Source organism: Ereboglobus sp. PH5-10 (assembly GCF_029504735.1).
Lineage (GTDB): Bacteria > Verrucomicrobiota > Verrucomicrobiia > Opitutales > Opitutaceae > Ereboglobus.
Map to the genome: position 1 here is coordinate 1 of NZ_JAQFIP010000027.1, position 22,295 is coordinate 22,295.

Annotated in this window: 18 protein-coding genes, 1 tRNA gene and 2 pseudogenes; 15 read left to right on the forward strand and 6 right to left on the reverse strand. The window is 57.6% G+C overall.

What is annotated here, in order from left to right; translation table 11 throughout:
• Nucleotides 1-135: 135 nt before the first annotated feature.
• The 6 genes and pseudogenes from M2447_RS13240 to M2447_RS13265 all read left to right on the forward strand — a co-directional run.
• Nucleotides 136-366 (forward strand): annotated as a pseudogene (locus M2447_RS13240) (transposase); the annotation flags it as partial.
• A gap of 88 nt (nt 367-454) precedes the next feature.
• Entirely contained in the window at nt 455-652 is a 198-nt protein-coding gene (locus M2447_RS13245) for a hypothetical protein (protein WP_277558989.1), read from the forward strand.
• 8 nt (nt 653-660) lie between these two features.
• Nucleotides 661-1,164: an IS3 family transposase gene (locus M2447_RS13250; protein WP_277558990.1), complete on the forward strand. Its 504-nt coding sequence runs from the start codon at nt 661-663 to the stop codon at nt 1,162-1,164.
• A gap of 209 nt (nt 1,165-1,373) precedes the next feature.
• A complete protein-coding gene (istA, locus tag M2447_RS13255) occupies nt 1,374-2,579 on the forward strand; it encodes an IS21 family transposase (RefSeq protein ID WP_277558991.1) in 1,206 nt (401 codons plus the stop codon).
• A complete protein-coding gene (istB, locus tag M2447_RS13260) occupies nt 2,576-3,382 on the forward strand; it encodes an IS21-like element helper ATPase IstB (protein ID WP_277558992.1) in 807 nt (268 codons plus the stop codon). Before istA ends, istB begins: the two co-directional genes overlap by 4 nt.
• 120 nt (nt 3,383-3,502) lie before the next feature.
• A pseudogene (locus tag M2447_RS13265) lies at nt 3,503-3,853 on the forward strand (integrase core domain-containing protein); the annotation flags it as partial.
• On the opposite strand, the gene M2447_RS13270 reads toward M2447_RS13265, so the two are convergent.
• Entirely contained in the window at nt 3,806-5,761 is a 1,956-nt protein-coding gene (locus M2447_RS13270) for a hypothetical protein (protein WP_277558993.1), read from the reverse strand. The pseudogene M2447_RS13265 and the gene M2447_RS13270 sit on opposite strands and share 48 nt — an antisense overlap.
• Nucleotides 5,762-5,902: 141 nt before the next feature.
• A complete protein-coding gene (locus tag M2447_RS13275; protein WP_277558994.1) occupies nt 5,903-8,047 on the reverse strand; it encodes a DNA gyrase/topoisomerase IV subunit A in 2,145 nt (714 codons plus the stop codon).
• Between the two features lie 247 nt (nt 8,048-8,294).
• Here M2447_RS13275 and M2447_RS13280 point away from each other — a divergent pair, with 247 nt between their 5' ends.
• The 4 genes from M2447_RS13280 to M2447_RS13295 all read left to right on the forward strand — a co-directional run bounded on the left by M2447_RS13280 (nt 8,295) and on the right by M2447_RS13295 (nt 11,219).
• Complete coding sequence (locus tag M2447_RS13280; RefSeq protein ID WP_277558995.1) at nt 8,295-8,924, forward strand: RNA polymerase sigma factor; 630 nt, start codon at nt 8,295-8,297, stop codon at nt 8,922-8,924.
• Entirely contained in the window at nt 8,908-9,225 is a 318-nt protein-coding gene (locus M2447_RS13285) for a hypothetical protein (protein WP_277558996.1), read from the forward strand. Before M2447_RS13280 ends, M2447_RS13285 begins: the two co-directional genes overlap by 17 nt.
• A 41-nt stretch (nt 9,226-9,266) precedes the next feature.
• Entirely contained in the window at nt 9,267-9,869 is a 603-nt protein-coding gene (locus tag M2447_RS13290; RefSeq protein WP_277558997.1) for a hypothetical protein, read from the forward strand.
• Nucleotides 9,870-9,962: 93 nt separating this feature from the next.
• Complete coding sequence (locus M2447_RS13295; RefSeq protein WP_277558998.1) at nt 9,963-11,219, forward strand: MgtC/SapB family protein; 1,257 nt, start codon at nt 9,963-9,965, stop codon at nt 11,217-11,219.
• Between the two features lie 97 nt (nt 11,220-11,316).
• On the opposite strand, the gene M2447_RS13300 is transcribed toward M2447_RS13295, so the two are convergent.
• The 3 genes from M2447_RS13300 to M2447_RS13310 form a co-directional block, all read right to left on the reverse strand.
• Entirely contained in the window at nt 11,317-11,694 is a 378-nt protein-coding gene (locus M2447_RS13300) for an RNA-binding S4 domain-containing protein (RefSeq protein WP_277558999.1), read from the reverse strand.
• Nucleotides 11,695-11,842: 148 nt separating this feature from the next.
• The gene (locus M2447_RS13305) at nt 11,843-13,279 is read right to left on the reverse strand and encodes an FAD-binding oxidoreductase (protein ID WP_277559000.1); all 1,437 of its coding nucleotides are present in this window, start codon (nt 13,277-13,279) and stop codon (nt 11,843-11,845) included.
• Nucleotides 13,280-13,349: 70 nt separating this feature from the next.
• Nucleotides 13,350-13,425 (reverse strand) — tRNA-Arg (locus tag M2447_RS13310).
• A gap of 231 nt (nt 13,426-13,656) precedes the next feature.
• Here M2447_RS13310 and M2447_RS13315 point away from each other — a divergent pair.
• The 5 genes from M2447_RS13315 to M2447_RS13335 all read left to right on the forward strand — a co-directional run bounded on the left by M2447_RS13315 (nt 13,657) and on the right by M2447_RS13335 (nt 21,987).
• The gene (locus M2447_RS13315) at nt 13,657-15,399 is read left to right on the forward strand and encodes a class I SAM-dependent DNA methyltransferase (RefSeq protein WP_277511104.1); all 1,743 of its coding nucleotides are present in this window, start codon (nt 13,657-13,659) and stop codon (nt 15,397-15,399) included.
• Nucleotides 15,396-15,926, forward strand: a complete 531-nt coding sequence (locus M2447_RS13320) for a GxxExxY protein (RefSeq protein ID WP_277511103.1) — start codon at nt 15,396-15,398, stop codon at nt 15,924-15,926. The genes M2447_RS13315 and M2447_RS13320 overlap by 4 nt, the downstream gene beginning before the upstream one ends.
• A complete protein-coding gene (locus tag M2447_RS13325) occupies nt 15,923-17,218 on the forward strand; it encodes a restriction endonuclease subunit S (RefSeq protein ID WP_277511102.1) in 1,296 nt (431 codons plus the stop codon). The genes M2447_RS13320 and M2447_RS13325 overlap by 4 nt, the downstream gene beginning before the upstream one ends.
• 13 nt (nt 17,219-17,231) lie before the next feature.
• The gene (locus M2447_RS13330) at nt 17,232-18,743 is read left to right on the forward strand and encodes an RNA-directed DNA polymerase (RefSeq protein WP_277511101.1); all 1,512 of its coding nucleotides are present in this window, start codon (nt 17,232-17,234) and stop codon (nt 18,741-18,743) included.
• A gap of 136 nt (nt 18,744-18,879) precedes the next feature.
• Entirely contained in the window at nt 18,880-21,987 is a 3,108-nt protein-coding gene (locus M2447_RS13335) for a type I restriction endonuclease (protein ID WP_277559001.1), read from the forward strand.
• Between the two features lie 155 nt (nt 21,988-22,142).
• Here M2447_RS13335 and M2447_RS13340 read toward each other — a convergent pair.
• Nucleotides 22,143-22,295: IS3 family transposase (locus M2447_RS13340; RefSeq protein WP_277559002.1), on the reverse strand; the 153-nt coding region annotated here is incomplete at its 5' end.

Genomic DNA, 22,295 nt, shown 5'->3' on the forward strand with positions numbered 1-22,295 from the left:
AATTCCGGCGTGTAGGCTGGTTTTGTTTTTGGCATGTTTGTTTTTCTTTTGTGGTTATGTCTGCACCTCCTGTCCACAAATCAGGGGTAACCTCAGCCTGATGGCCATGAGGCGCTTCTCAAAGGATGGGCGCAGGCCTGCGGCGAGGAAGCCAGGCAGGACAGACGCAGGCGCATGACATTGATCGAAGGCAGCTTTGGTCAGGCAGCGCAGAACCACCACTTCAAACGGGCGCGTTACCGCCGGCTATGGCGACAATACATACAAGATCACCTGATAGCGGCCGTGCAAAATATCAAAAAGATCATCAGGCATGTTCTGACAAATGAAAACATGCTGAAAACCCCGGACATGCGCACGGCATAATCCGTGTTTTTGCCGCCCGTCGCGCCAATAGATCCGTCGATGATCTTATCGTGACTTTTATGTGCCAGGATGGCGTTATTCCCCATACTTGCACTATTATCCGTTCATTCTTTGGGCAGCAGCCCCGATTCCGGACGTTATCCCTGAGCCCGTCGTTGCCACCGAGAGCGCCGAGCAGGAGCTCCGACGCCTGCGCCGCGAGAACCGCGCCCTGCAAATGCGCTGCGAGATACTAAAAAAAACGGTGGCCATCTTCAGCGACCCGTCCGCGAACGCTATGCGCTGATAAAACATATGAAAAACGATTATCCAATATTGGTGTTGTGCGAGATGCTGAGCGTTTCGTGCGCCGGCTACTATGCGTGGGAAAACGGCTCGCGGGACCGGCGCGCCCAAGGCGACGCGCTGCTGCGCGCCTCGGTGCGCGAAGTCTTCGCCGCCTCCCGGCAAACCTACGGCTACCCGCGGGTGCGCGCCGCACTGCGTGCGCGGGGATGGCGCGCCGGCAAAACCCGTGTTGCGCGCCTGATGCGCGAGGACAACCTGCGGGGCCGCCAGCGCGGAGGCCACCGGCCCCGCACGACCCAAAGCACCCACGACGGCCCCATCGCCCCCAACCGGCTCGCCGACTCCGCCGCGCCCGTGGCGTGCGACCAGGTGTGGCGCACTGACATCACCTATCTGGAAACCGCAGAAGGCTGGCTCTATCTGGCGGTTGTCATCGACGCGCACAGCAGGCGCGTTCCGGGCTGTAAGCAGGCACTGAGAACTGACCCGGTAGCAGGCACGAGGAATTGACCCACCTTGGGATACGCGGTGGCCGCAAGGCCGCCGCTGATCGGATGGTTCGGAAAAACAATCCATAAGATTGGGGGAGGTGTGGAGGGGCGCGAGCCCCTCCACCTCCCGGACCGAACCAAGAACACCTATTCAAAACCACCGGGGGCGGGTCGCGCGGCGCCTTTGGTTCTTGGCAGTTGAGGGGCTTTGGCCCAGCGGCTGCCCCCATGCTTACCCGCGCCGATTACATGGACATTCATTTCTTAAAACGAGAGGGCCTCTCGATTCGCGAGATCGCCCGCAGGAGCGGGCTCAGTCGCAACACGGTGCGCAAGTATTTGCGCTCGGACAACACGCCGCGTTTTCATCCGCCGGAGCGACCCGGCAAGGTGGACGCGTTCAAAGCGCACCTTGAGGCGCGATGGAGGGAGCACCGGCTTTCGGCGGTGCGTCTTTTGGAGGAGATCAGGCCGATGGGTTACAAGGGCTCGGTGGACGGGGTGCGCCGGTTCTTGCGCACGTTGCGAAGCGAGCAAACGCGCACTGGCAAATTGACGGTGCGTTTTGAAACAGCCCCGGGGGAGCAGGCGCAGGTGGACTGGCAGCACGCCGGCGCGTTCACCGATCCGCGGGGCCGCAAGGTCAAGGTCTACGCGTTTGTGATGGTGTTGTCGTTTTCACGGGCTCTGTTTGCGTGCTTCACCACATCGATGGCGCTGCCGGTGTTGCTTGCGTGCCACGAGGAGGCGTTCCGCCGGCTCGGCGGCGCTCTCCGGCGCATCCTTTACGACAACATGAAACAGGTGCGCGTCGGGCCGGGAAAACTCAACGCGCAGTTGTGCGATTTTGCCGCGCATCATGGATACCTGCCCTCGACGCACCGCGCGTATCGTCCGCGAACAAAGGGCAAGGTTGAGCGCGCCATCCAATACCTCGACGGCAGTTTGTTGCGCGGACGCGAGTTTGCGGACCTCTGCGAACTCAACGCCTTCGCATGGCACTGGTGCGAGCGCACGGCAAATCGCAGGATCCATGCGACCACAAAGGCCAGGCCCTGTGACTTGCTGCCGATGGAAAAACTGCAGCCGGCGCGCGGGCCGTGGCCGTTTTCCGAGCCGCGCAAGGTTGATCAGGAAAGTTTTGTCGCATGGCGGGGCAGCCGTTACTCGGTGCCTCCGGCGCATGCCGGAAAGACCGTCTTTGTCGAGTCGGCGGCGGGACGCGTTTACATACGCTCAGGCGAACTGATCGTGGCCGAGCATCCCCAAGCCGCCAGGGCCGGGCAAAGTGTTGCCGAGCCCGAGCACCTGGCCGAGGTGTGGCGCTTGTCCGTGCCCGGGCCGCATGCGGACAAGGCCCCGTCGTGGCGCCTGAGTTTTGAAACCGCGGTGCCCGTCAGTCCGCTGAGTGCTTACGCGGAGGTGTCCGCATGAACCTGCACGAAGAACAGGCGTTGCCGGGATTGCAGGCGCTCGGGTTGACGACAGCCGCCGAGCATCTCGAAAGCGCCGCCCAGCAGGCCGCCGCGGGCAACTGGTCCTACCGGCGCTTTCTCGGGCACTTGCTCGAGGGCGAGCGAAGCGCCAGACATAAGAAAACCGTTGCCCTGAACCTGCAGTTCGCACGTTTTCCGGTTCTCAAGCGCCTTGAGCAGTTTGACTGCGCCGCACAGCCCTCCGCCGATCCGCGGCTCATTGATGAACTCGCCACCGGCCGCTACCTTTCCGAGGCTCGCAACGTGGTTTTTCTCGGGCCTCCCGGCGTCGGCAAAACCCATCTGGCCATCGCCCTTGGCGTGCGCTGCGCCGAGCAGGGCAACCGCGTCTACTTCACCTCCGTCAGCGAACTGGCGCGCCGCCTTGGCAAGGCCATGTCGGAAAACCGCCTCCATTGCGAGATGAACAACTACACCCGTCCCAAACTGCTCATCATCGACGAGGTCGGCTATCTCCAACTCGAGCCCGCGCACGCCTCGCTGCTCTTTCAAGTCATCGCCCAGCGCTACCAAGTCGGCGGCAGTATCATCCTCACCTCCAACAAACCCTTCGACGAGTGGGCCGGTGTCTTTGCCGGCGATCCGGTCATGGCCTCCGCAGCTCTTGACCGGCTCCTTCACAAAGCCACTGTCATAACCCTCAAGGGCGACTCCTACCGCATGCTCGAACGCAAAAAGGCCGGCATCGCTCCCATCAAAACCTCCAGCACAAAGGACTCCCCGCCCACTACACGCATTTAACAACACAAGCTTCTTTTTTGCCCCAGGGTGGGTCAAATCTCAATGCCTGCTAATGGGTCAGTTTTATCTGCCTGCTGACAGGGCTGCGCGTTCAGCGCGTCGCTGGCGATCGACTTTGTCATCGTCGCATTGCAAATGGCCATCGCGCAGCGGGGCGGCAAATGCGCGCCCGGGCTCATATTGCATTCCGATCGCGGCGTCCAATACGCGAGCGAACGCTTTCGCGCGCAACTGGCCGCGCACGGCATCCTCGCGTCCATGAGCCGTCGCGGCAACTGTTACGACAACGCCCAGAACGAGTCGTTTTTCTCGACCTTGAAGATCGAGCTGGTTTATCGCACGCGCTTCAAGAGCCGGGCGCAGGGCCGTGCGACGGTCTTTGAGTGGATTGAGGCGTTTTACAATCCCCGGCGTCTGCACTCCTCACTCGGATATCTTTCCCCGGTTGGCTTCGAAAAACTTAACAACTGATCTTCCCCCTCCCGTCTGCGCCACTGTCCGCAATTCGTGGGTAAGCCCAGACGGAGAGGCATCCTTATGCAGGTAAATGATCAAGCCAAACCCTTTTTCGCCAAACGGGTAATCGCCAAATTGTTGAATTGGATTATAGTTTCTATCAACCCACTCGAGCAGTTCCTTTCCTGAATTGTTGTCATATCCGTAATAGGGAATGCCATATTCCTGAATATTCGGACGGCTGACGCAAACCATGTATTTTGGCGGATTTTCTAAAAGCTGTTTCCATATGGCATCCTTTTGCAAGACATAAACTTCAGGAAAATGGACAAATACGGGGGTGCCGCTCTTTAGGCGCAACCAAAAATTAAGCATTATACCTTCGGGCAAAACCACCAATCTATCGTTTGTTTCCACAATAGGCTCCAGGTATTTTGCGGCAGCCCCCAGATAAACACCCGCAGTTGTTATTTTGTAATCCGCCATCACGGGAGACACGAGGGAAGGATCGAATACAACGGTTTTTCTGCCATATTGAAAATTGTTTATTTTGACAAGTTGCCACAACCCTACCGCGCTTATTGTGACAAGAGCCCAGAAAAAAATCATGCGAGCCCGATAAGCTGCCCCCGCCAGCAGTGGAGCCATCCCGAACAGAAATGCAAAGCAAACAACTCCGGCCAGCATTGCCTGGTAAAACCCGTAATGATATATTCTCGTGGTCAATGGCATCCGCGCAAGCATGGCCAGCGCGCCAACTATCAAAATCACGCGCGCCCATGATCCAGAGGATCGGAAGGTAAAAGCAGCCAGAATCTTCCGCCTCCCTTCCAATCGGGAGCCTTTCGCATTTTTATAATTCAAATAGACCGTGTAAATTCCTGCTATCAGTAGAATTTCAATAAAAGCATATCCGATTGCCAGCCAATTTACATAAAACCCGATTAATAATGACAGGATCATGACCATGGGAACAACTAGCATGTAATGCCTTTTGGAGAAATATCGCAAAAACAGGGTCCATGTCAAAAAAACGCACGCAAACATCCCTGTAGACTGAAAGTGACGAAACAGATTTCCCTTGATGTCGTGTATTCCCAACAGTCCCATCTGGAATGTTGAGTGAACCGGGCCTGAGCGGGAAAACATAAAGGATGCCCACGCAGCCTGCATTGCCTCCCCGGGGTTCAGATAAATGCAAAAAACCCCCCATGTCGAGAGAAGGATGGAAACTGTCGTTATGATAATTTTTCCCAGGTAAAACAGTCCGCCGACCGAGCCGTTGACCGTGGCGCTCCTGAGGGAGGATATTAGTATTATAAAAACACCGGCAAAAATGAATTCCACCTTTGTCATGCATAACAGTCCGAATAATAAACCCTCGGGAATTCCGCTGCACCTGGCATTTTGGGGACGGAGTACAACCCACGCCATCATCATCAGCAGCAGCAAAAGCCCGTGTGTTGCGCCATGAGAGTAAGGCATGAGGTAATTGTAATTTCCCCAACCGGTAAAATCGCTAAGGCCAAAGATCAGCACGCCTAGCACGCTGGCTATCACTGCCGGGAAGAACCCAAATGCCCGCCTTAGGAGCAGTAATGCAAGGATGACAATGGTTGTATAAATTGCCATGTTGGCAAAAAGCAGCGTATTCAATGAAACACCAAACAGGTAAAACATGAAAGCGTTCCAATAATCTGACAACGGTCCAAATTGGCGAAATATATCCCGAACGGGTAAATCGCCCTCCGTTAAGCGCCATGCGGTGTAAAGTTCCCTGCCAAAATCGACCTGGGGATTCGCCCAGTTAAACCATGATATATATATCATGTAAAATGCGGCAAAAACAATCAGCGAACAAGCGAAAAATCTTATGAAAGCCGACGATATCCTTAATCGGCGGAATAAAGTCAATGGTAGCATGGAATATTAGGAGTGTTGTGGTGCGGGAGCGGACTGATTGGCTGTTTGCAAGGAATGTGCGATGAAAGGCAATTACCATATACTGGGAGGTTGTCCAGTTGTCCTTCTTTAGGTGAGTGGGGTTTTTTGTGCGCTGCGTCCTCACCCCGCCTTTACTCGTTTGATCGGGTATTCGGTGACGGTGAGGCCTTTGTTGCCTCGGGCGCCGACGCCCAGGCGGGCGGCGTCGAACTCGAACTCCTTCTTGCGCGCGCTGCAGCGGCCGCTCAGCTCGATGTTGAGCGCGGCGGGCATGTCGGCTTCTTTTTTCGCGACGTGAAAATACACGACTTTCGAGCCTTCGCTCGATACGAGGGAGTAGAGTTTTTCGCGTGTCACCCCGCCGATTTGGAAGCGTTTGGCGAAGGCCTTGCCGGTCTTTTTGTCCTGATAGACCATCGTGTAGAAGTGCTTGTCGCCTTCCTTGGGCATGAGCGCAATGTGGATGATGTTCCGGCCCATGAAGAGCTTGTCGGCCACGCGGGCGACTTTCATCGTGCCGTCGGCCATGAAGCAGAGCACGTCGTCGATGACCGTGCACTCGGTCACAAATTCGTGCTGGCGCCAGTTTAGGCCGATAAAGCCCTCGTTGCGGTTCACGTAGAGGCGTTGGTTGGCGGAGACGACTTCAGCGAGGCTGATTTGCTCGATCTCGTCATACTCGGTGCGGCGCTTGCGGCCCTTGCCGTATTTTTCCTGAAGCGTCTCGAACCATTTGATTGCGTAGGCGGTGAGGTGCTTGAGGTTGTGCTTCGTGCCGGAGATTTCCTTTTCAATGCCCTTGATCTCCTCGTCCGCCTTGAAACGGTTGTAGGCGGCGGTGCGCTTGATGGGGATGTCGCCGAGCTTGGTGATGTCCTCGTCGGTGACCGGGCGGCGAAGGCGTTTGGCGAAGGGGTGCAGGCCTTTGCGGATGGCTTCGTCGGCGGCTTCCTTGGTTTTGCAGGTTTCGATGAGCTTGTAGATTTTTTCCTCGATAAAAATGCGCACGAGCGAATCCCAGTGCCATTTGGCTTCGAGCTCTTCGAGGCGGATTTCGAGTTCTTGCTTGAGAAGCGAAACGGTTTTGTCGGTTGAGCGCTTGAGGATGTCGGGGACGGAGAGGAATACGGGGCGGTCGTTTCCTTGGTCGTCGGTTTCGATAACGCAGGCGGCGGGCGAGATCGAAACCTGGCAGTTGGTGAACACGTAGAGTTGCGAGATGACTTGGTCGGGGTCGCTGCCTTGCGGGAGGTGGACGAGGATTTCGACTTTGTCTGAGGTGTTGTCGTCAACGTGCCTGACCTTGAGCTTGCCCTTGGCGTTGGCCGCGAGGATCGAGTCGATGAGCGAGGTGGTGGTGACGCCGAACGGCAGCTCGGTGATGGCGAGCAGGTATTTGGTGCGCTGCTCAATGCGGGCCCGGCTCTTCACCTTGCCGCCGCGAGCGCCGTTGTTGTATTCGGAAAAATCGGCAATGCCGCCCGTCGGGAAATCGGGGAAGATGCGGAAGTTTTTTCCCTGGAGGTGATTGATGGAGGCGCGGCAGAGGTCGTTGAAGTTATGCGGCAGGATGCGCGTGGAGAGGCCGACCGCGATGCCCTCCGCGCCCTCGGCGAGGACGAGCGGGAACTTGACGGGGAGCGTGACGGGCTCCTTCGCGCGTCCGTCGTAGCTGAGCTGCCACGTGGTGGTTTTTGCGTTGAAAACAACCTCGCGCGCGAAAGGCGTGAGGCGCGCCTCGATGTAACGCGCCGCGGCGGCGCCGTCGCCGGTGAGGATGTTGCCAAAATTGCCCTGCGGCTCGATGAGCAGGCCGCGTTGCGCGATGCCGACAAGCGCGGCCTCGATGGACGCGTCTCCGTGCGGGTGGAAACGCATCGCGGCGCCGACGACGTTCGCGACTTTGTTGAAACGACCGTCGTCCATTTCGTGGAGCGTGTGGAGGATGCGGCGCTGCACGGGCTTGAGGCCGTCGTCGATGTGCGGCACGGCGCGGTCGAGAATCACGTAGCTGGCGTAGTCGAGGAACCACGAATTGTAATGCCGCACAAGCGTGGCGTTGGGGCTGTTTTCCTTGGGCACGGGCGGATGCTCGGAATTGGGGGCGTCGGAGGCTTCGCCGGCATCGGTTGCCGAAGTGGCGGCAGCCGTCGCGTCGGCGGATGCGGGTGCGGAAACGGGAGACGTGTCGTTGGCGGCATTTGCGCCGTCGAGTGGCAATTCGGATTGATCGTCGGAGTCGGAAGGTTGTTTGCGTTTGGCCATCGAGAAATTGAAAACCCCGATAAAACGGAATCATGCGCCCGCGAGCCAAGAATGAAATGCGGGAAGGATTCGGCCCGCCCTGCCTTTTGATTTATAATTCATTTAATTTCAATTGGTTAATGTGGAAAACAAATCCGCCAAACCCTGTGCGGTTCCGCTCCCGAAGCGATATTCGGCCGCACCTGAATATTCCGCCTCGACGAGCTCCGTCTTCGCACGTAAATCTCGCGCTTTCAGATCGTTCAACTTGGACAAGCAAAATCCAGCCGATTTAAGCGCAACTTCGCAGCCCGACATCCGTCAAGCTACGGACACCACATGTGCGCGCAACGAATCAGACGATACTGCCGCGCTCACGGAGACTGTCCGCAAAGCGCAAACCGGGGACGAAGACGCCCTGCGCACGCTCATACTCGCATACCAGCACCGCGTGGCCGGTTTCATCTACACCATCACCAACCGCGGCGACTCCGTGGAGGATCTCTCGCAGATTGTTTTTATTAAAATGATACGCGCCCTTCCACGCCTCGTGCAACCCGCCCAGTTCGAAGCCTGGCTCTTCCGCCTCGCGCGCAACGCCTGCATCGACCACATCCGCCGCCAGCGCTGGCAAAAGCTCCTGACTCCCATCGAAACCGAGGAACGCGTCCTCGATATTCCTGACAAACCCAGCGGCGTTGACACCGAGGAACTCGACGCCCTCAACCATGCCATCGCCAAACTCAAGCCCAAGGATCGCGCGCTCATCGCCCTCGCGCAGGAGGGCCGCAGCCAGGCCGAGATGGCCGAGATCACCGGCGTGAGCGTCGTCGCGCTCAAGGCCCGCCTTCACCGGGCCCGCGAACAACTGAAACACTATTATGAAAACACCAACTGACCCAACCCGGGACCCCCGCCTCTGGGCGCAAAGACAGGCCTACGCGGCCAGTCTCCTGCCCGGTAACTTCGCGGACAACGTCCTGCGCGCGGCCCGTCTCGCCAACAAGGACGCCGAGCCCACGCACACCCGCGTCTGGCGGTTTTTCCACAACCCCTTCACGCTCTCCGCGCTCACCGCCTGCGCGTGTTTCGCCGCGGTCGTGTTTTTCCACACCCAATCCGTCAACCAGACCAACGAGAAAAACCTCGCCGACTGGCGCGATCTCGCCGAGCAAGTGGCGAGCTTCGACCCATTCTAAGCAACCCCGACTGCCCATCCATCGCACACGCACATAAATCCATGAACAAAATTCTTCCCTTCATACTGACTACCGTCATCGGATTTGCCGTGGGCGTGGGCGCCGGCGTTTGGATCGGACGCACCCCGACCATCGACGCGCCCCCCGCCGGCATACTTGATGAAGTCAAGGACGCACCCATCGGCTCGAACAACACCGCGCCCGCGATCAACACGCCCCGCGATGAAGCCTACCGCCAGATACGCGCCGAAATGGAGGACTTTCGAAAGGAAATCGTCGAAATGAAAAACAGCCTCAGGGATCAAATGGACCCGATCCTCACGCCCGAGCAACGCGAACACGTGAGCCGCTGGCGCGAACGCCCGCCCCCGCCGCCCCAACCCGCCGGCACTCCGCCGCCCGCGCGCGGACGCAGCCGGTTGTGGGAAGGATTTGATTCGGCGCTGAGCATCATGATGGTGCCCGTCACGCTCGAACGCCTCGACCAAAGCCTCGAGTTCACACCCGGGCAAAAAGCCGCCATACACAAACTCCTCCTCGAGCGCCGCGCAAAATTCCTCGAGCTCGTGGACACCACGCCGCCGCCCAGCTTCAAAGTGCTCAAGCTCGCGCCCCCCGAGGCCAAGGTTAAACCGTCGAAATAATTTCAGCGCATGCGCACATTCGCGAAACACGGGTCTTCACGCCCGTGTTTTTTTGTGCCATAAACACGGCACAACATCGCATCCCGCATCCCCGTGAATCCCTTTCTCACACACGTTCTTGTCAGCGCCTGCCTCGGCGCGCTCATCGGCCTCATCCGCCAGTGGAACGACCAGCAGACGCCGGAGGCGCCGGTCGATTTTGGCGGCGTGCGCACCTACTCGCTCTGGTCGCTGCTCGGCTGTCTTTCCGCGTTTGTCTCCGACAACTACATCGCGGCCATGCTCCCCGTGGTCATGGTGCTCGTCGGCGCGCACCTCGTGGTCGCGCACATCAAAAGCGCCTCCGACAGATATCCCGGCGGCACCACCTTCGCCTCGTCAATGCTCACGTGCCTCATCGGCGCGCTCGTCAACTGGGGCTACACGCAAAGCGCGATCGTCGTGGCCGCGTTCACGATGGTGATGCTCGGCATCAAGCAACCCGTGCACAGCATCACGAGCCGTTTCACCACGGCCGACATCCGCGCCACGCTGCAATTTGTCGCCATCACCGGCGTAATTCTCCCGCTCGTGCCCAACCGCGCCATGGGGCCGTATCTCGCTTTCAATCCATTCTCGATCTGGCTGATGGTAGTGCTGATTTCCGGCATCGGGTTTTTGGGTTACGTGCTCATGCGCATGCTCGGCACCAAGGCCGGCATCGCCGCGACCGGATTCCTCGGCGGACTCGCCTCAAGCACCGCCACCACGCTTGCCTTCAGCAAACGCAGCAAGGCCACGCCCGAGCTCGCCACTGATTACGCCTTCGCCGTCGTGCTCGCCTGCACGACCATGTATGCGCGACTCGCGGTGATGATTGGCGTGATCGACCAGCAACTCCTGCTCACGTTGCTCGTGCCCATACTCGTCATGGCCGCGCCCGGCGTTCTTTACGCCGCGTGGATTTGGTTTTCGAAACGCTCGATCACCCCGCCCGAGGTGCATCCGCCCTCAATCACCAATCCGCTCAGCCTGAAAACCTCCATTCAGTTCGCCGCGCTCTACGCGATTGCCGCGTTCCTGATAAAAATCGTCACCAACTTCGGATGGGACAACGCCGTGCTGCCCCTTGCGTTTTTGTCCGGCCTCACAAGCACCGACGCCATGTCGCTGTTGATGGCAAACAACCACAAGGACGGCGCGACCCTGCTTCAACTTGCCGCGCAAGCGGTGATCATGGCCTCGCTCGCCAACACGCTCGCCAAGGCCATTATCGCGATCGCCTGCGGCTCGCGCGCCTACGTGAAACACACCGCCTCCATCCTCGGCCTCATGGTCGCCGCCAGCGTGCTGGCGCTGTGGCTGGTGTGAGAGTTGGTATGGCGAACCGTCCCGGTGCGCTGTTCGCCATCCCGGCTCACCGGGACGGTTCGCCCTACCAAGGTCTGAAAACCCAACAGGGCCGGCATTACATCCGTCCCAATAATCGATCCAGTGCGCGGCGGTCGCGTTTGGTGGGGCGTCCGGAGCCCTTGGCGCGGGCGAGGGTTTGTTGCACGCGCTGCTCCTTCACTTTTTCAAATTCCGACGGCGGCGTGAGGTCTTCGCAATAGGTCGCCACGAGTTTCGCGCCGACGCGGCTTCTCGGAATATCGACGACGCGCAACGTGCGCAGGATCAGGCCTTGCTTGACGTGAATCGTCTCGCCGGCGCGAACATCGAGCGAGGGTTTCACGGCATGGCCGCCGATCTCGACGCTACCCGCCTTGCACGCGTCGGTGGCAAGCGCGCGCGTCTTGAAAAGCCGCACGGCCCAGAGCCATTTGTCTATGCGTTCAGCGGGCATGTTGGAATTTTCGATTTTCGATGATGTTGTCGTTTCGCTCGGAACTCGATTTTCGATTGGGAGCTATCGCTCCATTTTCGAATTCACAATCGCGCGGAAGCGCACAATCGAAAATCGAAAATCGAAAATCGAGAATCGAAAATGCTCATCACTTGTGATCCCAGGGCAGCTCGATGTTCAAACGCGTGTGCTCCCAGACTTTGAAGAGGGTGAACATTTTGCCGGGGTTGAGGATGCCGTTCGGGTCGAGCGCGTCCTTGACGGCGCGCATGGCCTTGATTTGCGCGGGCGTGTGTTGCAGGCGCAGGAAGGGCGTTTTGGCGAGGCCGATGCCGTGCTCGCCGGAGATCGCTCCACCGAGCGCGACGACGCCTTTCATAAGTTCGCCGACCGCCTTTTCCGCGCGCAAATACTCGGCGCGGTTTTCGCGGTGATACATTATGTTCACGTGCAGGTTGCCGTCGGCGAGGTGGCCGAAGGTCGGGATGGGGAGGCGCGATTTTTTGCGGAGTTTGTCGAGGAAAACGGCGAACTTTTCGTAGTTCGCGAGCGGCACGACGATGTCCTCGTTGAGCTTGGAGTCGCCGAGCGCGAACATGGCGCCGGAGCATTTGCGGCGCACGGTCCAGAGTTCCTCGGCCTCGTCTCGGTCGCGCGCCTCGCGAAACGCCTGCGCGTGCTCAGCGGCCCAGGCGAGCACGGCGGGCTTGGTGTCGGCGAGTTCGTTTGGCGAGCCGGCGAGCTCGATGAGGATGACGGGTTTTCCGGGCTGGCCGGCGAAAACGGTTTTGCCGGTTTTGGCCTCGGCGCATTGCACGCTGTGACGGTCGAGGAACTCGCAGATTGCCGGTTGCACGCGCTGCGCGAAAAGCGCGCGGATGGCGCGGAACGCGGCGACTTCGTCGGGGAACGCGGTGAGGAGCGTCCAGCGTTCGGCGGGTTTGGGGATGAGCTTGAGCACGGCCTCGGTGACAACGCCGAGCATGCCCTCCGCGCCGATCCAGAGGTCGCGCAGGTTGAAGCCGGCGGAAAATTTTTTCGTGGCCGCGCCCCACTCGACGTATTCGCCGGTGGGCAGGTGGCCGCGCAGCGCGAGGACGAAGTCGCGCGTCACGCCGTAACGCCCGCCGTGCATGCCGCCGGCGTTGCAGGCGATGTTGCCGCCGATAGTGCAGTATTTTTTCGACGCGGGATCGGGCGGGTAAAACCAGCCGGCGTTTTCGGCGGCGGCCTGGATGTCGGCGACGAGCGCGCCGGCCTGCGCGCGGGCGAGTCCGGCGTCGGCGTCGATGCGGATGCGGTTCCACTTGGAGAGGTCGAGCACCCAGCCGCCGCGCACGGGCGAGCCGGAGCCGGTGAGCGAGGTGCCGCCGCCGCGCACGGTGACGGGCACGCGGTGTTTGTTGGCAAGCGCGAGCGCGGCGGAAATATCATCACGCTTGCGCGGGCGTATGACGGCCTCGGGAAGAAACGAGAGTTTGCTGCCGTCGAACGACGCGCGGAAAAGCGCGTCGCCGGATGTGGCGACGCGGTCGCGTCCGAGTTTGCGGACGAGCGCGGCGGTTGCTTTGGCGTGATGTTTCATGAGTGCGGCGGCTGAATTCGTGGCGCATCCTGCCAGCTGACAAATTGCTGGAGCATGGAGCTTTCCCATTTGGCGCCCCCGCCCGGACTTGAACCGGGATGCGCGGTTTAGGAAACCGCTGCTCTATCCAGTTGAGCTACGGGGACAGCATAAAAATACGCCCGCAACAAAACGAATTGCGCAAAGCGCGGTCAAGCCGCGATGCGGACGGAGTTCATTGCTATTTTTGAAAACCCCTCCTTGTCCGCATGCGTTTCCATTGTTTCGCCCCGTGGTCGCGCCATCGAATTCCCCCCGCGCAAACTTCGCTTCATTTGCTGTTTTTTGTCGCACCCAAATCCGCTTTGCCTGCAAATGTGTCCGCTACCCATTCCCTCATGTCCGAAACCAACCTTTCCTCGCTCCTCTGGTCCGTCGCCGATCTCCTTCGCGGCGATTACAAACAATCCGACTACGGCAAAGTCATCCTCCCCTTCACCGTCCTGCGGCGCATCGACTGCGTCCTCGAAAAAACCAAACCCGCCGTCCTCGCCGAGCACGACAAGCGCGCCAAGGCCGGGCTCAACCCCGCCCCGTTCCTCGAACGCATCACCGGGCTCGCCTTCCACAACACCTCGCCCCTCGACCTCAAAAAACTCATGGGCGACCAGGATCACATCGCCGAAAACCTCCGCAAATACCTCGACGCCTTCTCCCCCTCCGTCCGCGACATCTTCGACCGCTTCGAATTCCACACCCAGATCGACCGCCTCCACAAGGCCGGCCTGCTCTACCTCGTCACCGAAAAATTCGCCAACGCCGACCTCCACCCCGACCGCGTCTCCAACGCCCAAATGGGCACCGTCTTCGAGGAGCTCATCCGCAAATTCTCCGAGCTCTCCAACGAAACCGCCGGCGAGCACTTCACCCCGCGCGACGTCATCCGCCTCATGGTTGACCTGCTCTTCATCGAGGACGACGACGCCCTCGCCAAGCCCGGCATCGTGCGCTCCATCTACGACCCCACCGCCGGCACCGGCGGCATGCTCAGCGTCGCCGGCGAGCACATCACCGCCCAAAACCCTGACGCCCGCCTCGTCATGTTCGGCCAGGAGCTCAACCCCGAATCCTACGCCATCTGCAAGGCCGACATGCTCATCAAGGGCCAGGACATCGCCAACATCACCTTCGGCAACACCCTCTCCGACGACCAGCTCCCCGGCAAACAATTCGACTACGCCCTCTCCAATCCCCCCTTCGGCGTCGAGTGGAAGAAAATCGAAAAGACCATCCGCGACGAAGCCGCCACCAAGGGCCACAACGGCCGCTTCGGCCCCGGCCTCCCGCGCGTCTCCGACGGCTCGCTCCTCTTCCTCCTGCACCTCCTCTCCAAAATGCGCCCCGCCCGCGACGGCGGCTCCCGCTTCGGCATCGTCCTCAACGGCTCCCCGCTCTTCACCGGCGGCGCCGGCTCCGGCGAAAGCGAAATCCGCCGTCATGTCCTCGAAAACGACCTCGTCGAGGCCATCGTCGCCCTCCCCTCCGACATGTTTTACAACACCGGCATCGCCACCTACATCTGGATCCTCAGCAACCGCAAAACCCCGCAACGCAAGGGCAAGGTCCAGCTCATCGACGCCTCAGCCTTCTGGCAGAAAATGCGCAAAAGCCTCGGCTCAAAACGCAAGGAGCTCTCCGCCGCGCACATCGCCGACATCACCCAAATCTTTGGCGACTGCAAAAAACTCACCCGCGACGGCGTCCCCATATCGCGCATCTTCAAAAACACGGACTTCGGCTACCGCACCATCACCGTCGAGCGCCCCCAGCGCGACCCCAAGGGCGCCGTTGTCCTCGGCCAAAAGGGCAAGGCAAAGGGCAAACCCGTTGCCGACACCGCGCTGCGCGACACCGAAAACGTCCCGCTCTCCGAGGATGTGGAAACCTACTTCAAACGCGAAGTCCTCCCGCATGCGTCGGACGCCTGGATCGACCACGACAAAACCAAGACCGGCTACGAAATCCCCTTCAACCGCCACTTTTATGTTTTCACGCCCCCGCGCCCCCTCGCCGAAATCGACGCCGACCTGAAAACCACCACCGACAAAATTCTCAAACTCATCGGAGACCTTTCAGCATGACGACATACGAACCGTCTCCTCCCTATCTCGCCCCGGGGCGCCCGAACCTCAAACTCGACGACATTACGGGAGCCATTATCGACACCGCGATGCGCATTCACATCGACCTCGGCCCCGGCTTGCTCGAATCCGTTTACGAAATGATTCTCGCCCGCGCCCTCGAAAAACAGGGGTTTCACGTCGAATGCCAAAAAAATATCCGTTTCAGCTACGACAACATGCTCTTTGATGATGCCTTCCGCGCCGACCTCCTGGTTGAGCAGCGTGTGCTTGTCGAACTGAAATCTGTCGAGCACCTCGCGCCCGTTCATTTCAAGCAGCTCCAGACGTATTTACGGCTCATGGATTTGCGGGTCGGACTGCTGATTAATTTCGGTGCCGCAACACTCAAGGAAGGGCTGCGTCGCATTGTCAACGACCTCCCCGCCTCCGCGTCTCCGCGCCTCCGCGTGAATCAAATCCGTGCGGGGGGAGAAGAGGACTCACGCGGAGGCGCGGAGAACGCGGAGAAAGATTTACATCCATGAGCTTCCCCAAATATCCAAACTACAAACCCTCCGGCGTCGACTGGCTCGGCGACGTCCCGGCGCATTGGGAGGTGTCAGCGTTGAAGCGCTGCTTTCAGATATTGGGCGGCTCTACTCCGAAATCTGAAAACGATTTATATTGGGATGGCAATATACCCTGGGCGACACCCGCCGACTTGAGCAAACTGCCGTCAATATATATATACGACACACAACGTAAAATAACTCAAGACGGACTTAATTCGTGTAACACGAGCCTTGCCCCCGCTGGTTCTATAATTCTCTCAACACGCGCACCAATCGGTTCACTCGCCATTGCGGGCATTCCCATGAGCACAAATCAGGGATGTAAGACGCTCGTCCCAAGAGCAGACAGTAATTCCAAATTTTTCGCCTATCTTCTCAGTATCAGCACGAAGGAGCTTAATATCAGAGGAAAAGGAACCACATTTCTTGAATTATCAGCCGATGAACTGGGTTCCTTTGGCATTCCATTTCCCCCACTCCCCGAGCAAACGCAAATCGCGGAGTTTTTGGATCGGGAGACGGGGAAGATAGATGCGTTGGTGGCGGAGCAGCGGCGGCTGATGGAACTGCTGAAAGAAAAACGCCAAGCCGTCATCTCCCAAGCCGTCACCCGCGGCCTCAACCCCCAAGCCCCCCTAAAACCCTCCGGCATCCCCTGGCTCGGTGATGTGCCGGCGCATTGGGAAGTGAAGGCATTAAAACATCTAGCAACACTCACAACAGGAATCACTCCACCAACTGAAGATCGTGATAATTATGCAGACGATGAAGGATTTCCTTGGATACGACCTGAAGACTTGGATGAATCGGGAAAGCCAACGCATGCATCAAAGTTTCTAACCGAAAAAGGATGGGGCTATGTGCGGCATATTAAACCGTTCTCTACTTTAATTTGCTGCATTGGAACTATTGGGAAATTGGGTTTTACAGATTGTAGTGTATCGACAAACCAACAAATCACCGCCGCTGAATTTCAGCAATGCTCCCGCTATTTTTACTATGCGCTTCAGTCTGCAAAAACAGAATTGGAAGTAACCTCCACGGGCAATGTTCTCCGTATTCTAAACACTGAACGTTTGGGAAATATCCGGTTTGCCGCACCTCCGAGAAAAGAAGCTGATGAGATAGCTGGGGTTCTCGACACCGCAACCGCCAAATTCGGTGCCCTGATCGCCGAAGCCCAATGTGCCATCGACCTCCTCCAAGAACGCCGCACCGCCCTAATCTCCGCCGCCGTCACGGGGCAAATTGACGCGCACAATTAAGAGTCGTTTTACGATGAACACAAAGCCACAACGAAGAACTGTAATCGAAATGTCCTGGCGTGAAGCAAGGAAGTTTTTTCTCAAGGCCGAGAGTTATTGCAATGTCGATTTACCACCATATTTTGATTTTAAAAAAATATTATCTGAAACAAATCGTTATCTTGAGGCGAATAAATTATCAAATGTGCTTGCATCAAAGCCTTGCGACCACGACGACGTAAATCATACAATAGTTACTAACAAGGACGGAAAATTTGCATGGCGGCCGTTTAAGTTAATCCATCCGGCGTTGTATGTGTCCATGGTTCGTGAAATTACAAGCAAGGATGCGTGGAAATTGATAAGGAATCGATTCGAATTGTTTTCGGCAAACCCAAAAATTAAATCCATCAGCATTCCAGTTGAATCCTTAACAAGAAAAAAAGATAAAGCCGAACAAATCTTACAATGGTGGCAAGAGATTGAACAACAATCACTTGAACTTTCTTTGCAATATGAATATCTTGCGCAAACAGATTTAACCGATTGCTATGGGTGTATATATACCCATGCGATTGCGTGGGCATTACATCGGCAAGATGAAATGAAAAAGAAGAAAAATAGGAATGCTAAAAAATTTATTGGGAATGTGATTGATCGTCATTTTCAAGACATGAATTACGGGCAAACCAATGGCATTCCGCAGGGTTCTGTTTTATCAGATTTTATCTCTGAAATAATTTTAGGATACGCAGACAGTATCTTGTCAGAAAAATTAAAAAACCTGAGTATCACAGAATACATGATCCTTCGATATCGAGATGATTATCGAGTCTTTACAAATAATCCTGAGCAGTCTCTCGAAATTCTCAAAGCAATATCTGAGACCATGTATTCCCTTGGAATGAAATTGCATCCATCAAAAACAGGAGCCACCAACGAAGTTGTTAGAAACTCACTGAAGGCTGACAAAATTGAATGGATAATAAGGAAGCAGTCTGATGAAAATTTACAAAAACACTTGGTTTTGATTCATAATTTTTCAACGGAACACCCGAACTCTGGAAGTCTATTGCGCGCATTGGATAACTTTTATGTGGAACTTCAAAAAACAAGGAATCCGAAATATAATCCAATTCCATTGATTGCATTAATAACAGACATCGCTATCCACAATCCCAAGACATATGCAATTTCATCTGCAATTTTGAGTAATCTTATTTTCACAATTAAGGATAAATCGACGCGCGTTTTTATTTTGAACAATATCAATAATCGATTCAAGCGCGTGCCCAATACAGGGCATCTGCAACTGTGGCTACAGAGAATTTCATATTTTCATGGGAATAAGCTTATTTTCTCTGAGCCGTTATGTTGTTTGGTCAAGGATGCTAAAACAAAAATATGGAATTCGGATTGGATTAGCGATTTGCATTTTAAAAAAATATTGAGCCCAGCTAATATCATAAATAAAAGAAAACTAAGGCAGCTTAATCCTAAAATCTCATCTCAAGAGTTTCGTTTGTTTGAGCTGTTTTCATTGTAGCCACCATGACACCCCTCCGCATTTTCATCAGCAGCGTGCAAAAGGAACTCGCCCCGGAGCGGGCGGCCTTGGGCAATTCTCCGCGTTCTCCGCGCCTCCGCGTGAAACCTTTCAGTAGAAACCCAAAGGAATCCCCATGAGCCTCCACAAAGAAATCTCCTTCGAAAACGAAATCTGCGCGCACCTCGCCGCGCACGACTGGCTCTACGCGGAGGGCGATGCCGCGCGCTACGACCGCGCTCGCGCGCTGTTCCCGTCCGACACACTCGAATGGCTGCAACAAACCCAGCCCGACGCGTGGAAAATTCTTGCCAAAAACCACGGCACCGCCGCCGGCGACACCGTGCTCAACCGCCTGCGCGCCGAACTCGACAAGCGCGGCACGCTCGACGTGCTCCGCAACGGCATCGAGCTCATCGGCCTGCGCGCGCCGCTCAAGCTCGCGCAGTTCAAGCCTGCCTTCGACATCAACCCCGACATCCTTGCGCGCTACCAGGCCAACCGCCTGCGCGTCGTCCGACAGGTGCGCTACTCGTTGCACAACGAAAACAGCATCGACCTCGTCCTGTTCCTCAACGGCATTCCCGTCGCCACGGTCGAGTTGAAAACCGATTTCACACAGTCGCTCGGCGACGCCATTGACCAATATCGTTACGACCGCGACCCGCAACCCAAGGGCCAAAACGCCGAGCCGCTTCTCGATTTTCCGCGCGGCGCGCTCGTGCATTTCGCCGTTAGCAACCGCGAGGTCGCCATGACCACACACCTCAAGGGCAAGGCGACTCACTTCCTGCCCTTCAACCAGGGCGACAAGGGCGGCGCGGGCAATCCCGTCAATCCCGACGGGCACCCCACCGCCTATCTCTGGGAAAAAATCTGGGCACGCGAAAGCTGGCTCGAAATTCTGGGGCGCTACCTCATCGCGCAGCGCGACGACAAAAGGAAAATCGAAAAAATCATCTTCCCGCGCTATCACCAACTCGACGCCACGCGCAAGCTGCAAGCCGCCGTGCTCGCCGACGGCGCGGGAGCGAAATACCTCATTCAGCACTCCGCCGGCTCAGGCAAAACCAACTCCATCGCCTGGAGCGCGCACTTCCTCTCCGAATTGCACGACGCACGTGGCGACAAGGTTTTCGACAGCGTGCTCGTCATCTCCGACCGCAACGTCATCGACAAGCAGCTCCAGGAGGCGATCTTCGGCTTTCAGCGCCAGACTGGCGTCGTCGCGCTGGTCACCAACAAGGAAAGCAGCAAGAGCGCCGCGCTCGCCGAGGCGCTTTCCGGCGACAAGAAGATTGTTGTCTGCACCATTCAGACCTTTCCCTTCGCCATCGAGGAAGTGCGCCGGCTCGCCGCGACGCAGGGAAAGCGTTTCGCCGTCATCGCCGACGAGGCGCACAGTTCGCAAACCGGCGAGGCCGCCGCGAAGTTGAAACTCGTGCTCTCCGCCGAGGAGCTTGACGCGCTCAAGGACGGCGGCGAAGTGGGCGTTGACGACATCCTCGCCGCGCAAATGGCGAACCGCGCCGCCGAAAGCGGCATCACCTACGTCGCCTTCACCGCCACGCCCAAGGCCAAGACGCTGGAAATCTTCGGCACGCGCCCCGACCCCGCAAAACCCGCCGGCGAGGGCAACCTGCCCGCGCCCTTCCACATCTACTCCATGCGCCAGGCCATCGAGGAGGAATTCATCCTCGACGTGCTGCAAAACTACACCAGCTACAAACTCGCCTTCCGCCTCGCGCACAACGGCAGGGACCTTGACGACAAAACCGTCGAGCGCTCCGCCGCGCTCAAGGGCATTATGGGCTGGGTGCGCCTGCACCCCTACAACATCGCGCAAAAAGTCGCCATTGTCGTCGAGCACTTCCGCAAAACAGTCGCGCCGCTGCTCAACGGCAAGGCGAAGGCGATGGTCGTGGTCGGCAGCCGCGTCGAGGCCGTGCGCTGGAAACTCGCCGTCGAAAAATACATCACGGAGCACGGCTACAAAATCGGCGCGCTTGTCGCCTTTTCCGGCGAGGTGAACGACCCCGAATCCGGTCCCGACCCGCTCAAGGAAACCAACGCCGCGCTCAACCCCAACCTCAAGGGCCGCGATATCCGCGAGGCGTTCAAGGGCGACGAATACCAAATCCTGCTCGTCGCGAACAAATTCCAGACCGGTTTTGACCAGCCGCTCCTCTGCGGCATGTATGTGGACAAACGTCTCGACGGCATCCAGGCCGTGCAAACCCTCTCGCGCCTCAACCGCGCGCATCCCGGCAAGGACACCACCTACGTCCTCGACTTCGTGAACGACGCGGAGGAAATCCTCGCCGCCTTCAAAACCTACTACGAAACCGCCACGCTTTCCGGCGTCACCGACCCGAACATCGTTTTCGACCTGCGCGCCAAACTCGACGACGCCAGGCATTACAATGAAAACGAAATCGAGCGTGTTGTCGCCGCCGAGTTGAATCCCAACTCGCGGCAAAGCGACCTCGTCAAAGCCATCGAGCCCGTCGCCGACCGGATCGTGCGCACCTACAAGGCGTTTCAGGACGCGCGCAAGAGCGCCCTTGAAAGAAACGACGAGGCCGACGCGAAAAAGGCAAAAGACGGCATGGACACCCTGCTCCTTTTCCGAGGCGACCTCGGCGCCTACATCCGCCTCTACGCGTTTCTCTCGCAAATCTTCAATTACGAAAACACCGGCATCGAAAAGCGCGCGATCTTCTACAAACGCCTGCTCCCGTTGCTCAAATTTGAGCGCGAGCGCGACGGTCTCGACCTGTCGAGTGTCGTGCTCACGCATCACCACCTGAAAAACACCGGCAGGCGCGCCATGCCGCTCTCCAACGGCGAAACACCAACGCTTGATCCTGTGACCGGCGCGGGCGGCGGCTCCGTTCAGGAAAAGCAAAAAGTGTATCTGGCGGAGTTGATTGAAAAGCTGAACGAGCTTTTCGGCGGCGAAGTCACCGAGCAGGACAAGTTGAGCTACGTGAACGGCACCTTGATCAACAAGCTCACCGAGTCGGAGACATTGCGGCAGCAGGCGGCCAGCAACACAAAGGAGCAGTTTGCCAACTCACCCGACTTGATGACCGAGTTCAAAAACGCGATCATCGCGTCCTACGACGCGCACACGGTGATGAGCTCGAAGGCGCTCAACCAGCCGGACGTGTTGCGCAGCCTTTTGGAAATCCTCATCGACCACGCGCAACTCTGGGAACGCTTGCGCAACAAGACGGCGTAGGATTGGCGGCACGGGATGCAAACGCGCCCACTTGTCCCGCGATGTGTCACCTCATTAGCGGCACATGTGTTACCTTTATTGCGGGACGTTACACGGAAGCCTCGCCCTGGGCTTACCCACGAATTGCGGACAGTGGCGCAGACGGGATGGGAAGATCAGTTGTTAAGTTTTTCGAAGTCAACCGGGGAAAGATATCCGAGTGAGGAGTGCAGGCGCCGGGGATTGTAAAACGCCTCAATCCACTCAAAGACCGTCGCACGGCCCTGCGCCCGGCTCTTGAAGCGCGAGCGATAAACCAGCTCGATCTT

Excerpts from the sequence above, each read along its gene's own strand:
- M2447_RS13270 (WP_277558993.1), bottom strand. The coding sequence starts at position 5,761 with ATGCTACCATTGACTTTATTCCGCCGATTAAGGATATCGTCGGCTTTC.
- M2447_RS13300 (WP_277558999.1), bottom strand. The coding sequence starts at position 11,694 with ATGCCCGCTGAACGCATAGACAAATGGCTCTGGGCCGTGCGGCTTTTC.
- M2447_RS13320 (WP_277511103.1), top strand. The coding sequence starts at position 15,396 with ATGACGACATACGAACCGTCTCCTCCCTATCTCGCCCCGGGGCGCCCG.
- istB (WP_277558992.1), top strand. The coding sequence starts at position 2,576 with ATGAACCTGCACGAAGAACAGGCGTTGCCGGGATTGCAGGCGCTCGGG.
- M2447_RS13290 (WP_277558997.1), top strand. The coding sequence starts at position 9,267 with ATGAACAAAATTCTTCCCTTCATACTGACTACCGTCATCGGATTTGCC.
- M2447_RS13330 (WP_277511101.1), top strand. The coding sequence starts at position 17,232 with ATGAACACAAAGCCACAACGAAGAACTGTAATCGAAATGTCCTGGCGT.
- M2447_RS13335 (WP_277559001.1), top strand. The coding sequence starts at position 18,880 with ATGAGCCTCCACAAAGAAATCTCCTTCGAAAACGAAATCTGCGCGCAC.
- M2447_RS13305 (WP_277559000.1), bottom strand. The coding sequence starts at position 13,279 with ATGAAACATCACGCCAAAGCAACCGCCGCGCTCGTCCGCAAACTCGGA.
- istA (WP_277558991.1), top strand. The coding sequence starts at position 1,374 with ATGCTTACCCGCGCCGATTACATGGACATTCATTTCTTAAAACGAGAG.
- M2447_RS13275 (WP_277558994.1), bottom strand. The coding sequence starts at position 8,047 with ATGGCCAAACGCAAACAACCTTCCGACTCCGACGATCAATCCGAATTG.
- M2447_RS13325 (WP_277511102.1), top strand. The coding sequence starts at position 15,923 with ATGAGCTTCCCCAAATATCCAAACTACAAACCCTCCGGCGTCGACTGG.
- M2447_RS13250 (WP_277558990.1), top strand. The coding sequence starts at position 661 with ATGAAAAACGATTATCCAATATTGGTGTTGTGCGAGATGCTGAGCGTT.
- M2447_RS13315 (WP_277511104.1), top strand. The coding sequence starts at position 13,657 with ATGTCCGAAACCAACCTTTCCTCGCTCCTCTGGTCCGTCGCCGATCTC.
- M2447_RS13285 (WP_277558996.1), top strand. The coding sequence starts at position 8,908 with ATGAAAACACCAACTGACCCAACCCGGGACCCCCGCCTCTGGGCGCAA.